Genomic DNA, 13,287 nt, shown 5'->3' with positions numbered 1-13,287 from the left:
AAATAGTTTATGGCTGCTAAACAAAAAAGCGCCTGGTATTGCTCTGAATGTGGCCACAAGCAATATAAGTGGACCGGCCAATGCCCTCAATGTACTTCTTGGAATTCCATGCATGAGGAAGTAGAGGTAGTAGGCGCCAAAACACGCTTTGAAGCTCAACAGCCTATACGTACTAGTAGGCCCGTACGCTTAAAAGAAGTTTCTCATAAAGAAACACCCCGCATCCGCACCTTACTTCACGAATTTGATCGTTTAATTGGTGGAGGCCTCGTCCCTGGTTCTCTTTCTTTAGTCGGTGGAGACCCTGGAATTGGAAAATCTACTCTTCTATTGCAGATTTCTCAAGCACTAGCTATGCAAGGCTCTATTATTTTGTATGTTTGCGGAGAAGAGTCTGTGGAGCAAACCTCCATGCGTGCGCAACGTTTAAGGATCGATAGCGAAAATTTGTTCCTTTTAAGTGAAACCAATTTTTCCGCTATCAAGGCACACATCGATCAGATAAAGCCCGACGTTTTAATTATTGATTCCATCCAAATTGTTTATAAAGGCGAAATTTCTTCAGCACCTGGATCAGTTTCACAAGTACGCGAAACGACTACAGAGTTTATGCATATCGCCAAAGGACACCAGATTGCCACTTTTTTAATTGGCCATGTAACTAAATCTGGCGAAATAGCAGGCCCTCGAGTTTTAGAACACTTAGTAGACACTGTGCTCTATTTTGAAGGAGATAAACAGAATAATTATCGTATGATTCGTGTAGTGAAAAATCGCTTTGGCCCTACGGATGAAATTGCCGTATTCCAAATGCAACAGGCGGGCTTAGTGGAGGTGCCTAATCCTTCACAAGTCTTCTTAGAAGAACGTCGCAAAGAGGCGATTGGCTCTGTGATTATTCCTACTATAGAGGGAACGCGCGCTATCTTAATAGAAACCCAAGCTTTGGTTACCGAAACTTTCTTTAGTACCCCTTCTCGCCGCTGTACAGGAATTGATCAAAATCGGCTAGCCTTGTTATTAGCAGTTTTAGAAAAACGTATGGGCTACCAATTACATAGATGTGATGTATTTGTTTCCATTGCGGGCGGCATGCGTATTACAGAACCAGGCATTGATCTGGGTGTTTTATTATCTGTAGCCTCTTCTATGCGTAATCTACAAGTAGATGCTGAAACGGCCGTAGTTGGTGAGGTTGGTTTGGGAGGAGAGATTCGGAGTGTGACCCGCATAGAGAGCAGGCTTAAAGAAGCTATTCATATGGGCTTTCAACACTGTCTAATCCCTAAAAGAAATATTAAAGGTATTCCTCCAGAGATTTCCCAAAAAATCGGCATCATTGGAGTTGAGTTTGTAGAAGAAGCTGTCCAACAATTGATTAGATAAATCGTGCACTTAAAATTTTTAATAGATAGTATTTGCCTATATAGAGATCAGCGATTCAAGGGAAAAATTATGCAAAGCTTGTCAATTAAAGTAGGTGCGCGTTCTTCTGCCTTATCTAAAGCTCAGGTTAAAGAAGTTTATCAAGAACTTTGCCGCCATCATGCCCATCTCATATTTGAAAATATTTACCTTGAAACAACAGGTGATAAAGATCGTCTCACTTCGCTGCGCCACATGGGTAAGACAGATTTCTTTACAAAGGAAATTGATCTTCTCCTTCTAACCCAACAGTGTCGTTTAGCTATACACTCAGCTAAAGATCTTCCCGATCCCCTTCCTGCAGGCCTAGTGCTCGCAGCTATTACTCATGGAGTAAACCCTGCAGATGTATTAGTGCTAAGGCCGGGGCAAACTCTTGAGGATCTTCCTCCAGGAGCCTGTATTGCCACCTCCTCTCTACGTCGTGAAGAAAGGGTAAAAGAATTACGTAAAGACCTAACTTTTTGCGATTTAAGAGGAACTATTCCCGAAAGATTGGAGTTGCTTGAAAAAGGACAAGCTGATGGCGTAGTCGTAGCTGAAGCAGCTTTAATTCGTCTTAATCTTACCCATCTAAATCGCATTAAGCTACCAGGGGAAACTGTGCCTTATCAAGGACAATTAGCCCTCATATGCCGAGAAGATGATACGGAAATAATTGAGCTAATGAGCTGTTTAGATAGCCGCAAGCCACAGCCGCAAATCCTTTATCTGGGTATAGATCTTCCCGAACAACACAAAAAAAGCATTAACTTTATTCATTATCCTATCATTTGCATTCACCCACGCGCCTCCCACGAAACTGATATTCAAAAAGGCTTTCAAGATTTTTTATCTTACACTCACTTAATTTTTACTAGCAAAAGTGCAGTGCATATTTTTTTTAAACTTTTTTCTCATTATGGATATAAAATCCATCATTTACATAATAAAGAAGTCATTTGCGTCGGCTCTCAGACAGCCAAAGCTTTTGCAAGCTATGCCACCCTTTCTCCTTTAACTCCTCCTGTAGAAACGGCTGAAGGCATGGTAGATTTTTTGCAAAGTTTATCCCTCGCCAATCCTTATTTTTTTTGGCCCCATTCTGCTCTTTCGCGCTCCGTCCTTGCCGATTTTTTTATCCAGCAAAAATGGCGTTTTCGTGCATGTATTCTCTACGATACTTTCCTTAATAAAAATTTGCGACCTCTAGATTTAACCCTTATTGAGGAAATTCATTTCACCAGCCCTTCTACAGTCAATGCTTTTATAGAGAAATTTGGTAGCCTTCCTAAAGACAAAAGGCTTAAAGCTATTGGACCTATCACGCAGCAGCATCTAATGCAGCGATTAAATTTTTCTTAAGCTTTTTAGAAGGCTAAAGAAATGAGTAAGTTAAGATGCATGAATTTCCTACTTCCCCCTTACTCCATATAATTTTGCCCCTTTAATCCCATCCATGTTTTTTTAAGGCTTCACTCTCCTTTTACGCTTTCAAAATAAAGTTGCTCAAAAAAAGAAAAAAAAGTAAATTTTCTGTAAAGATCAAAGTTAAACCCTTAATTATTAGACACAAGCAATCTTAAAATTAGCAACCTGCTTTAATACTTTTAGGAGGTTATATGATGCCATCCGTTTCTTTCTCTAACACCCAACCAAATTTTCGACTTGCTGTCTCAGAAAATATAGAAGACGCGGTCTCAGGAAAGCTGATGACTCGAGCAGTTACAGTATTTCCTTGCGGTCATACTCTTAATGAAGATACTGTCATTCAATGCTTAGCCCGCAATAAACTTTGTCCTCTTGATAGCCAACTTATAGAGAGGCATACACCCAACCCTACTATCAGGCTCCACGCTCAAATTGCTGAGACCGAGTTTTTATCAGAATTTTTTAGAGAGCGCTATATTGCCCTTTTGATCCATCTTTTAAATGAACCTTCTATTAAAGCAATTCCTTCCCTGGCTAGCTTATTAGAAAATCAATCCAAAACTTTAATGAGCCAACTCGGTGAACAGCTAACCCAAGAAGAAATGATAAATTATAAGTGGACAAAGAATTTATTAGATGAAAATAAAAAAGTTAGACTATTTGTCTTCAAAAGGCTGCAGCAGTCTTACCAAAGCTCTCTTTCCACCCCTTCTTTATCTGGCACCTCGAACGAAATTGAATGCTACCCTCATCCATCCGTGTCTCCCCTTTCTATGTCCTCGCTTTACAGCGCAATCCTCCAGATTCATTTTCCTAGTGGAGATGGAAGTCTTATAAAACAGGCTCCTATTTTAGATAAGATCTATGAAATTGAGCCTACTCTTTCTACAGAGGAAAAAGTGGCCCACATCTTTCAAAAAATTTTTACCTTAGAGGCTTTTTTTTCTCCACCGGAAGTAGAAAGAAATAGCAGAGAAAGCAAAACCTTTACCCTTTCTAATTACTGCTACTACTTATTAAATATTAGTCGCCTCTTACTCTGGCATCACCTACCGGGAGGAAGGAAGTATTTAAATCAACCCCTTATTCAAGCCCTACCCTTAAAGAGTAAAGCAGAGCTATTAATCCCTTGTATAAAAGAGTACTATGCCCACCTTAATTATCTGAATTTAAATTCCTTAAGCTTCATATGTTTGCCGCCAGAGATCGGGCAGCTTTCCCAGCTGCGGCAACTTTACTTGCAAGATAACCAGCTAACTACTCTTCCAGCGGCTATCGGCCAACTCTCCCAGCTGCAACGGCTCTACTTATACAACAACTATTTAAATACTCTGCCTGAAAACATCGGGCAACTTTCCCAATTGAAAGAGCTTTTTTTGTCCAATAATAGATTAAGTGCACTCCCTGAAAGTATTGGGCAACTTTGCCAATTGCAATACCTTTTTTTATCCACTAATCAATTAAGAGCTCTTCCTAAAAGTAGTGGGCAGCTCTCTCAACTGAGACTGCTTTACTTAGATAACAACCAGCTAACATCTCTTCCTAAAGTCATAGGCCAGTTTTCTCAACTTCAGCAGCTGAACTTAAGCAATAACCCTTTTACTACTATTCCTCCGTTTCTTAAGAGCGAAGAAATCGTCCTACATAAAAAGTGTTATTTAGTTTCCCTTCAAGAGGATAGATAAATTAAGGGTAGCTCAAAAAGCCTAATCCATTTATTTTCGAAAAAAAATTATAAAATACTTCCAAATATTTACTTAAAAATTATTCCTCTCATTTTCTCAAGAGAAATAAAACCTAACCTTTACGCTAATGAGCTTGCTATTTATCTACTTTAGAGCCACGAAGCATGCATAGAAGGTCCATGCAACAATGAAAAATTAAAAGCTTAACAATTCGCTTATCTTTTACCTCCAACTTTAATATTCTCAAATCCTTAATTTTATAAGCCTTTTTTATAAAAATGAAAATTGTGCTTAAACCTTGTCAAAATTACTTTCATAGGACAAAATGTAGATTCACATTTTTTTCAAACTTCAAGGAGCTTTTTTATGGCCTTCAAATATCAACTTCCCCCTCTACCCTATGATTTTGGCGATTTAGAACCTGTCATTAGTGCAGAAATCATGAACTTACATTACACTAAGCACCATCAAACGTATGTCAACAATCTCAATAAGGCTCTTGAGCAGTATGAAGAAGCCCAAATAAAAGCCGAGAAATCCAACGATCCTACCGATTTAATTGCTCTGCAATCTGCTATTAAATTTAATGGCGGTGGACACATTAATCATAGCATTTTTTGGACAAATCTAGCACCTAAGAACCAAGGCGGCGGTACAGTACCCAATGGTGAGTTACAAAATGCCGTTAAAAAAGATTTTGAGTCATGGGAAAAATTCATTGAAGAGTTTAGCGCCCGCACGGTGGCCATTCAGGGTTCTGGATGGGGATGGCTGGGCTATTGCAAGCAACACCATCGCTTGCAAATTACCGCGTGTGAAAACCAGGATCCCTTATCTCCTAAAGGTTTGATTCCTCTGCTCGGCATTGACGTCTGGGAACATGCCTATTATCTCCAGTATAAAAACGTAAGAGCCGAATATGTGAAAAATATTTGGGATATTGTTAATTGGAAAAATGTCGAAGAGCGTTATAAACTGGCCAGTGCCCCTAAAACCAACTGATTTGAATTTTAAGCCAGAAAGAAAATTTTCCCTTTCTGGCTTTCTTTTTCTTCCGCTATTTTTACTCAGAAAACTGCTTGTTTGCAAGATTTAGATTGAATTGCAAAGCTTTTTCCTCTATAGTTTCTTTTTCTACTTCATTATTAAGAGAGTTAAATAATGGGATTATTCTCAAGGAATAAACCTAAAATAAAAATTCAAACAACCAAAAAAGATGGGTATAGCGGATGGCTAAAATGTACACATTGCCATGAACTTATCCACGCGAATGAGCTGCAGCAAAACATGAATTGCTGTCCTAAATGTGAATACCATTACCGTCTAACCACCGAAGAGCGAATTAAAAATCTTAGCGACGAAAATTCTTTTCAAGAAATGTATAAAGATTTAGAGCCGGTAGATGCACTAAATTTTGTAGATACGGAAACTTATCCCAAGCGTTTAGCAAGTGCTCGAGAAAAATCAGGGCATAACGAAGCAGCTATAGTAGGCACGTGTAGAATTAATGGCAACCTAGTAGCTTTAGGGATATTGGATTTTAATTTTATGGCAGGATCCATGGGCTCGGTAGTAGGTGAAAAGCTGACTCTCTTAATGGAATATGCATTAGCCCACAGAATACCCCTTCTTATTGTCTCTACTTCTGGCGGGGCTCGCATGCAAGAATCGATCCTCTCCCTCATGCAAATGGCTAAAACATCGGCAGCACTTGCCAAGCTTCACGAAGCTAAAATCCCTTATATTTCTGTTTTAACTAATCCGACTACAGGTGGAGTAACGGCTTCCTTTGCCTCTTTAGGAGATATTATTATGGCAGAACCTAATGCCTTGATTTGCTTTGCCGGTCCGCGAGTAATTGAGCAGGTTATTGGGCAGCAGCTGCCGCCGGGCGCTCAAAAGTCGGAATTTCTTCTCCATCATGGGATGATCGATTGCATTGTTAATCGGCAAGAGTTAAAGCATAAAATTTCTGAAGTTCTTTACTTTCTTACCAATAACGAAGAAAACAACCATAAAGACGAGCATTCTTTTCTTGCTTATCCTTCTTTAAATAATCTTACTAAAGCCGATCAACCTTGTAGGTAATCTTTATGAACCCTGGCCTTTCTGTTGAAGTTCTCGTTTTATCACCTGACGTTAGCTGGCTACCTCAGTATGTTTCTTCTGGTGCTGCAGGTGCCGACGTTAGAGCTTATCTTAAAGAACCTTTGGTTCTTGCTGCCGGAGCCTCTTGCTTAATTCCTACTGGTCTACGAATGGCTATTCCTCAAGGATATGAAATCCAAGTAAGACCTCGCAGTGGCTTAGCTTTAAAAAACCAAGTGACTGTTCTTAATACTCCTGGTACAATTGATGCCGATTACAGAGGTGAAATAGGAATTATTCTTATTAACCATGGTAAGCAAGATTTTATAGTTACACCTGGCATGCGTATCGCCCAATTTGTTCTGGCGCCTGTAACGGTAGGAAACTTTATCTTGTCCGAAAAGCTTACAGACACTGCTCGCGGTGAGGGTGGCTTCGGTCATACAGGAAGCCATTAATCAGAGCTAAACTGCTCTTACCTGTCAAAGGTATAAGCTATGAATATAGAAAAATGCTTGCGTAAATGTAGAGCTCTTTCCGTGCAATAACCGTCTCTAGGGTAAATAATGATGATCAAAATTTCAAAGTATTTGGACTCTCGAAATATTCTTTTTATGTCAGCTGAAGATCGCGATGAAGCCCTCCATACTATAGTAGAAAATCTTCATCAAAATCGTTTTTTACATGACAAAGAGGCTTTTTACCAAGCTATTCTTGAAAGAGAAAAAGTTGTTTCCACAGGCATTGGCATGGGAGTTGCTATTCCTCATGCTAAGCTAAAAGGATATGAAAGCTTTTTTATTGCTATTGGCATCCTGCAAAAAGGAGTGGATTGGAATTCTTTAGATGGCAGTCCAGTACGCATCATTATAATGATTGGCGGCCCTGATGACAAACAAACCGAGTATCTTCAAATCCTTTCTGCACTAACAACTGCCGTTAAAGATGAAAATAGAAGAAAAAAAATGTTAACATTGAATTCGGCAGAAGCTATTATGACTTTGTTTAAAGGATTTTAAATGCGGAGGTGAGGGTGGACTTAAAAATCAAAGATGTGGCCGATTTATTAAATGTTTCTGAAAAAACCATTTGTCGTTGGTTAAACGAGGGAAAAATCCCTTCTTACCAGATTAACCAGCAACATCTCTTTAACCGCAATGAAATTGAAGATTGGGTTCTAAGTCAAAAAATCCCTGAAGCTTCCTTTGACCATCCTACCGCTATTCCTGATCCTTCTCCTATCAAAGGTGGTATTAAGCAATTTAGCCTTTATCGCGCTTTACATAAAGGTGATGTGTTAATCGATATTATGGGGGACACTAAAGAAGAAGTTATTCGCCAGACAATGCAAAGGATGGCCAAAAGTTTGAATTTAGACGCAGAAGGTATCTCTCATCTTCTTCTGGATCGTGAAAAGCTTCAACCTACCGCTTTAAATAATGGGATAGGCATTCCCCATACTCGTGATTTTCTTCTTAACGCCCATTATGATGTAGTCGTCGTAGCCTATTCCAAAAATCCTATCGATTACGGTGCTCTGGATGGTAAGCCCGTTCACACTCTCTTTTTTCTTTTTGCCTGTGATGATAAGCGTCACTTACACTTACTCGCCAAAATTGCTCATCTGGTTAACCACCCTAATACATTGGAATTCTTGCAGAGCAAGCCTCCTAAAGAAGAATTTTTGAATTACATTAAAAATTTTGAATCGTCTATTAAATAGTTTGGCATGATTTAAAGGGTGTCTATTGCTTAAACAAGATTTTGAGAGCGTTGTTTCTCCTAATTGCTATAATTTCTTTACGCCTAAATCATTATAAAGCTCTTAATTTCTTGCAAAGTTGGCTATGAGACCAATCAAGCTAGATAATCAACAAGGCCGTCTTTTTAAACCCCGCTTTAGCGATGAACTCAATCTAGATCATCCTCTTATCCAGCTATCCAAATTGATTGAATGGAAGCAGCTGGAAGAAGAGTTTGATAAGCTGTTTGTAGAAAAGATGGGACAGCCCGCTAAACCTGTAAGGCTAGTTGTAGGGCTCTTTTATCTTGCAGCATACGTATGGGCTTTCGGATGCAAATGTGGTGCATCGATGGGTAGAAAATCCTTATTGGCAATACTTTTGTGGGCATGAGTTGTGGCATCATGCGCTGCCTATCCATCCTACTTCTTTAATCAATACTACTACGTTAAATTTAAGAGGAATCAAAAAATAGCCTTTTAGATGAGTCGTGAATAGCTTGGTAAAAAAAAGGTAAATGGTAACCTCGACTTTGACAGTTATTTTCTAAGTAGATAATTATTAAAGGATTATATTCAAAAATTCAGGCACAACATAGGGGGTTGAAACGTAGTAGTACTAAGTAAATTTTCACATCTTGCTCAAACCATTGATTACTCTTTTTTAAGTATATGTTAATAATAAGAAATATGAAATGTAAATTACTATATTTGCGACTTAGTTAGCTTTCTTATAGTGAAAGGTATGTTGGCAATCTGGGTGTGGTCCAGATTCAGCTCTTGCAATTGAGTCAACTGCCCTATCTCAGCGGGAAGAGTGGTAAGCTAATTATGGTCTAAGGTAAGCACTTGAAGCTGAGTTAATTGCCCTATCTCGGCAGGAATAGTGGTAAGTTGATTATGGTCTAAGGTAAGGAATTTTAGCTGAAACAGGCGGTCTATCTCTGCAAAAAGAGCGGTAAGCTGGTTGTTATCTAAAGTAAGCTTTTGCAACTGAAAAAGCCATCTCATGTCTGCAGGAAGAGTAGTCAGTTGGTTATGATCTAGGGTGAGCGCTTGTAAATGAAATAGCTTCCCTATCTGTATAGGAAGAGAGATGAGTTGATTATATTCTAAAGCAAGTCTTTCAAGGTCAAATAAGTGTTCTATTTCGGCAGGAAGGGTTGTGAGTAGGTTATGGTGTAGGGTAAGCACCCGTAGCTTAAATAACTTTCCTATCTGAGAAGGAAGAACATAGAGTTGATTATATTCTAAGCTAAGTTCGTATAGTTTAGATAAACGTCCTATTTCGCTAGGGAGAGAAGTAATTAGGTTATTGTTTATGTAAAGATTTTGTAGTTCAGATAGTTGACCTATCTCGATAGGAAGAAAGCTAAGCTGGTTATGGCCTAAGGCAAGCTCTTGCAGCTGAGAGAAGCGTCCTATTTCGAGAGGAAGGGAAGTAAGTAGATTGTGGCTTACGTAAAGCCTTTTTAGTTCCAGCAACTGGCCTACTTCGGCAGGAAGAGAAGCAAGTAGGTTGTTATTTATGTAAAGGTTTTGTAGTCCAGATAGCTGACCTATCTGGGCAGGAAGAGAGCTAAGTCGGTTATGGCCTAAGACAAGCTCTTGTAACTGAGAGAAGCGTCCTATCTCGTAAGGAAGGGAGTTAAGTAGATTGTGGCTTACACAAAGCCTTTTTAGTTCCAGCAACTGGCCTACTTCGGCAGAAAGAGAGCTAAGTCGGTTATGACCTAAAACAAGCTCTTGCAACTGAGATAAGCATCCTATTTCGTGAGGAAGGGAAGTAAGTAGATTATGGCTTACGCCCAGCCTTTTTAGTTCCAGCAACTGGCCTACTTCGGCAGGAAGAGAAGTAAGCAGGTTGTTATTTATGTAAAGGTTTTGTAGTCCAGATAGCTGGCCTATCTGGGCAGGAAGAGAGCTAAGTTGGTTATGGTCTAAGGCAAGCTCTTGCAGCTGAGATAAGCGTCCTATTTCGTGAGGAAGGGAAGTAAGTAGATTGTTGCTTACGTAAAGATCTTGTAGTTCAGATAGCTGGCCTACTTCGACAGGAAGAGAAATAAGTAGGTTGTTATTTATATAAAGGTTTTGTAGCCCAGATAGCCGGCCTATCTCGGCAGGAAGAGAGCTAAGTTGGTTATGGTCTAAGGCAAGCTCTTGCAGCTGAGATAAGCGTCCTATTTCGTGAGGAAGGGAGGTAAGTAGATTGTTGCTTACGTAAAGCCTTTCTAGATCCAGCAACTGATCTACTTCGACAGGAAAAGCAGCTAGTTTATTGTACTTTAAAGAGAGCAGTTGTAAATACGTCAGTTGACCTATCTCAACCGGAAGAACGGTAAGCTGATTATGGTCTAAGGTAAGCATTTGAAGCTGAGTTAATTGTCCTACTTCGGCAGGAAGAGTGGTAAGCTGATTATGATCAAGGTTAAGGATTGTTAAGCGGGATAGATTGCCTATCTCGGTAGGAAGATTAGTGAGTTGATTATAAGCTAGTATGAGCTCCTGTAGCTGAGGCAATAGGCCTATCTCGGCAGGGATAGTGGTAAGTTGATTATGGTCTAGGGTAAGGAATTTTAGCTGAAACAGGCGGTCTATCTCTGCAAAAAGAGCGGTAAGCTGGTTGTTATCTAAAGTAAGCTTTTGCAACTGAAAAAGCCATCTCATGTCTGCAGGAAGAGTAGTCAGTTGGTTATGATCTAGGGTGAGCGCTTGTAAATGAAATAGCTTCCCTATCTGTATAGGAAGAGAGATGAGTTGATTATATTCTAAAGCAAGTCTTTCAAGGTCAAATAAGTGTTCTATTTCGGCAGGAAGGGTTGTGAGTAGGTTATGGTGTAGGGTAAGCACCCGTAGCTTAAATAACTTTCCTATCTGAGAAGGAAGAACATAGAGTTGATTATATTCTAAGCTAAGTTCGTATAGTTTAGATAAACGTCCTATTTCGCTAGGAAGAGAAGTGAGTAGATTATTGTTTATGTAAAGGTTTTGTAGTTCAGATAGTTGACCTATCTCGGCAGGAAGAAAGCTAAGCTGGTTATGGCCTAAGGCAAGCTCTTGCAGCTGAGAGAAGCGTCCTATTTCGAGAGGAAGGGAAGTAAGTAGATTGTGGCTTACGTAAAGCTCTTGTAGTTCAGATAGCTGGCCTATCTCGGCAGGAAGAGAGCTAAGTTGGTTATGGTCTAAGACAAGCTCTTGCAACTGAGATAAGTGTCCTATTTCGTGAGGAAGAGAGGTAAGTAGATTGTGGCTTACGTAAAGCCTTTTTAGTTCCAGCCACTGGCCTACCTCGGCAGGAAGAGAAGCAAGTAGGTTGTTATTTATGTAAAGGTTTTGTAGTCCAGATAGCTGACCTATCTCGGCAGGAAGAGATCTAAGTCGGTTATGGTCTAAGGCAAGCTCTTGCAGCTGAGATAAACGTCCTACTTCGCGAGGAAGGGAAGTAAGTAGATTGTTGCTTACGTAAAGATCTTGTAGTTCAGATAGCTGACCTATCTCGGCAGGAAGAGAGCTAAGTTGATTATGATCTAAGACAAGCTCTTGCAACTGAGATAAGCGTCCTATTTCGTGAGGAAGGAAGGTAAGTAGATTGTGGCTTACGTAAAGCCTTTCTAGATTCAGCAACTGACCTACTTCAGCAGGAAGAGAAGTAAGCAGGTTGTTATTTATGCAAAGGTGTTGTAGTTCAGATAGCTGGCCTATCTCGGCAGGAAGAGAGCTAAGTTGGTTATGGTCTAAGGCAAGCTCTTGCAGCTGAGATAAACATCCTATTTCGCTAGGAAGGGAAGAGATTAGATTATTGTTTATGCAAAGATTTTGCAGTTCAGATAGCTGGCCTATCTCGGCAGGAAGAGAGCTAAGTTGATTATGATCTAAGACAAGCTCTTGCAACAGAGATAAACATCCTATTTTGCGAGGAAGAACTGCTATCTGATTGTTGTCTAAGTAAAGGCCTTGCAGTTGAGACAGTTGATCGATTTCGGCAGGAAGAGCAGCTAGTTTATTGTACTTTAAAGAGAGCAGCTGCAACTGAGACAACTGCCCGATCTCTGTAGGAAGAGTAGTGAGCTGATTTTGGTCTAAATTAAGCACTTGCAACTGAGGTAACTGTCCTATTTCTATAGGAAGAGTAATGAGTTGATTGGAGCTTAAATAAAGCTTTTGCAGCTGAGATAGCTGCCCGATCTCTGTAGGAAGAATAGTGAGCTGGTTTTGATCCAAGATAAGCGTTTGTAGCTGAGGAAACAAGCCTATTTCAGAAGGTAAATAAGTCATATCATTTTTTTTTAGGGCTATATGTTTGATATCGATGCCATATCTTTCAATCCATGCTCTAAAAAGCTCTCCTTTTTTTTCTAAAGATAAAGCTTTAATTTCTTCTTTTTCTAAATATTCTCCTCCTCCGCCCAGTTCTTTCCACATTAAGAGGCGGTTGATATTTACAAGGTAAAAACAGTAATTAGCGAGGGTAAAATATTTCTTTTCCTCGGTTTTCCATTTGAATTCTAAAGGAGAAAGAGATTTAGCTAATATAAAAGTTTGCTTAAAAATTTTATCTACCTTTTTTACAAGAGGCAGCCGAGTATCTAATTCATAAATTTTATCTATGATAAGAGCCTGCTCAGTAACATTTCCGTTAGGGAAATGAATGTTACCTATCTTTCTATACAGGGGAGGGATCACTTTATCAGATAGAAGATCATGCCAGCGGGAGCAAATGCTAAATAAAGAGGGGTGAGGGCAGCGCTCAAGGATAGAGGCTAAAACTTCATTGGGCAAATGCCCAAGAGTAATAGGAGGGATAAAGGGGTTCATTTTTTACCGCCTAGTAATTATTAAAAGATTCAAATTAGCTTATCTTGAAAAGGCACAATCATCAACAAAATATTTAGTTCGACATGATTTAAAGGGTGTTTCATGCTTGAAAAACATTTTGAG

The 13,287-nt window shown here is 39.5% G+C and carries 10 protein-coding genes; 9 read left to right on the top strand and 1 reads right to left on the bottom strand.

Annotation, left to right across the window (positions count from 1 at the left end):
- Nucleotides 1–9: 9 nt before the first annotated feature.
- The 9 genes from radA (at nt 10) to NEOC84_RS04705 (ending at nt 8,743) form a co-directional block, all read left to right on the top strand.
- Nucleotides 10–1,386: a DNA repair protein RadA gene (gene radA / locus NEOC84_RS04745; protein ID WP_166155956.1), complete on the top strand. Its 1,377-nt coding sequence runs from the start codon at nt 10–12 to the stop codon at nt 1,384–1,386.
- A 69-nt stretch (nt 1,387–1,455) separates the two neighbouring features.
- Nucleotides 1,456–2,769, top strand: coding sequence for a hydroxymethylbilane synthase (gene hemC / locus NEOC84_RS04740; protein ID WP_166155953.1), 1,314 nt, complete (start codon nt 1,456–1,458; stop codon nt 2,767–2,769).
- Between the two features lie 257 nt (nt 2,770–3,026).
- Nucleotides 3,027–4,520 carry a leucine-rich repeat domain-containing protein gene (locus NEOC84_RS04735; protein WP_207391801.1) on the top strand — a complete coding sequence of 498 codons (1,494 nt, stop codon included), beginning with the start codon at nt 3,027–3,029 and terminating at the stop codon, nt 4,518–4,520.
- A gap of 366 nt (nt 4,521–4,886) precedes the next feature.
- Nucleotides 4,887–5,522 (top strand): Fe-Mn family superoxide dismutase, encoded by a 636-nt coding sequence (locus NEOC84_RS04730; protein WP_166155950.1) that lies wholly within the window; start codon nt 4,887–4,889, stop codon nt 5,520–5,522.
- 159 nt (nt 5,523–5,681) lie between these two features.
- On the top strand, nt 5,682–6,608 hold the full coding sequence (accD, locus tag NEOC84_RS04725; RefSeq protein ID WP_166155947.1) for an acetyl-CoA carboxylase, carboxyltransferase subunit beta: 927 nt from the start codon (nt 5,682–5,684) through the stop codon (nt 6,606–6,608).
- Nucleotides 6,609–6,613: 5 nt separating this feature from the next.
- Nucleotides 6,614–7,066, top strand: a complete 453-nt coding sequence (dut, locus tag NEOC84_RS04720; protein ID WP_166155944.1) for a dUTP diphosphatase — start codon at nt 6,614–6,616, stop codon at nt 7,064–7,066.
- A 108-nt stretch (nt 7,067–7,174) separates the two neighbouring features.
- Entirely contained in the window at nt 7,175–7,627 is a 453-nt protein-coding gene (locus tag NEOC84_RS04715; RefSeq protein ID WP_242678197.1) for a PTS sugar transporter subunit IIA, read from the top strand.
- Between the two features lie 14 nt (nt 7,628–7,641).
- Nucleotides 7,642–8,331: a PTS sugar transporter subunit IIA gene (locus NEOC84_RS10075; RefSeq protein WP_166155941.1), complete on the top strand. Its 690-nt coding sequence runs from the start codon at nt 7,642–7,644 to the stop codon at nt 8,329–8,331.
- Nucleotides 8,332–8,455: 124 nt separating this feature from the next.
- Complete coding sequence (locus NEOC84_RS04705) at nt 8,456–8,743, top strand: hypothetical protein (RefSeq protein WP_166155938.1); 288 nt, start codon at nt 8,456–8,458, stop codon at nt 8,741–8,743.
- A 431-nt stretch (nt 8,744–9,174) separates the two neighbouring features.
- Here the strand turns inward: NEOC84_RS04705 and NEOC84_RS04695 are convergent, their stop codons facing one another.
- Nucleotides 9,175–13,164, bottom strand: coding sequence for a leucine-rich repeat domain-containing protein (locus NEOC84_RS04695; protein WP_166155932.1), 3,990 nt, complete (start codon nt 13,162–13,164; stop codon nt 9,175–9,177).
- Between the last annotated feature and the right edge of the window lie 123 nt (nt 13,165–13,287).

The organism is Neochlamydia sp. AcF84, assembly GCF_011087585.1.
Classification (GTDB): domain Bacteria; phylum Chlamydiota; class Chlamydiia; order Chlamydiales; family Parachlamydiaceae; genus Neochlamydia.
The sequence above is the reverse complement of the archived record's forward strand: the minus strand, read 5'-3'. Positions and strand labels throughout refer to the sequence as shown.

Excerpts from the sequence above, each read along its gene's own strand:
- NEOC84_RS04705 (WP_166155938.1), top strand. The coding sequence starts at position 8,456 with ATGAGACCAATCAAGCTAGATAATCAACAAGGCCGTCTTTTTAAACCC.
- accD (WP_166155947.1), top strand. The coding sequence starts at position 5,682 with ATGGGATTATTCTCAAGGAATAAACCTAAAATAAAAATTCAAACAACC.
- NEOC84_RS04715 (WP_242678197.1), top strand. The coding sequence starts at position 7,175 with ATGATGATCAAAATTTCAAAGTATTTGGACTCTCGAAATATTCTTTTT.
- dut (WP_166155944.1), top strand. The coding sequence starts at position 6,614 with ATGAACCCTGGCCTTTCTGTTGAAGTTCTCGTTTTATCACCTGACGTT.
- NEOC84_RS04735 (WP_207391801.1), top strand. The coding sequence starts at position 3,027 with ATGATGCCATCCGTTTCTTTCTCTAACACCCAACCAAATTTTCGACTT.
- radA (WP_166155956.1), top strand. The coding sequence starts at position 10 with ATGGCTGCTAAACAAAAAAGCGCCTGGTATTGCTCTGAATGTGGCCAC.
- NEOC84_RS04730 (WP_166155950.1), top strand. The coding sequence starts at position 4,887 with ATGGCCTTCAAATATCAACTTCCCCCTCTACCCTATGATTTTGGCGAT.
- hemC (WP_166155953.1), top strand. The coding sequence starts at position 1,456 with ATGCAAAGCTTGTCAATTAAAGTAGGTGCGCGTTCTTCTGCCTTATCT.
- NEOC84_RS04695 (WP_166155932.1), bottom strand. The coding sequence starts at position 13,164 with ATGAACCCCTTTATCCCTCCTATTACTCTTGGGCATTTGCCCAATGAA.